This is a genomic window from Cyclobacterium qasimii M12-11B, from assembly GCF_000427295.1.
Taxonomy (GTDB): Bacteria; Bacteroidota; Bacteroidia; order Cytophagales; family Cyclobacteriaceae; genus Cyclobacterium; species Cyclobacterium qasimii.
The window spans coordinates 1-543 of sequence record NZ_ATNM01000084.1 but is presented as its reverse complement, the minus strand read 5'-3'; the positions used below and the strand labels follow the sequence as shown (position 1 = coordinate 543).

Below are 543 nucleotides of genomic sequence, written 5' to 3'. Positions count from 1 at the left end.
GTTTGTAAATGTTCTTTACTCTCATCAATAAAGACATCTAAATACTGATTCATATCCATTTGAATCACACCCTCNCTTTTTTCACACAGCTTGTGATGGATGCTGCGATATCTTCCACATGTTTAATCTCATGAATGAGACCCGCTTTAACAGCAGCTTTTGGCATCCCGTATACGACACAAGATTCTTCAGACTCCGCAATGGCTTTCACATTGCCGGCTGTTAGCATGTCCTTTAGCCCAGCAGTGCCGTCACTGCCCATTCCGGTCATGATAACCGCTACTTTTTCATAATCTGTCAGTTTCCCGACAGAACGGAATAAATAATCAGCAGATGGTTTATGACGGCTTGGTGTGTCATGGTTATCAAGCACAATCTGGAGTCCTTCGCTGTTTTTAATAACGGATATGTTTTTTCCGCCCGGTGCTATGTAAACACAGCCGTTAAGAGCTGCTTCACCATCTTTTGCTTCTTTTACCTGAATGTCAGATAAATGATTCAGCCGATCAGCCAAAGAAGCAGTAAACCCTTCAGGCATGTGCT

General features: G+C 42.8%; 1 pseudogene. It reads right to left on the bottom strand.

Going from position 1 to position 543, the window contains the following annotated elements:
* Window positions 1-64: 64 nt before the first annotated feature.
* Window positions 65-543: pseudogene (gene cheB, locus ADICYQ_RS31175) on the bottom strand (protein-glutamate O-methylesterase CheB); the annotation flags it as partial.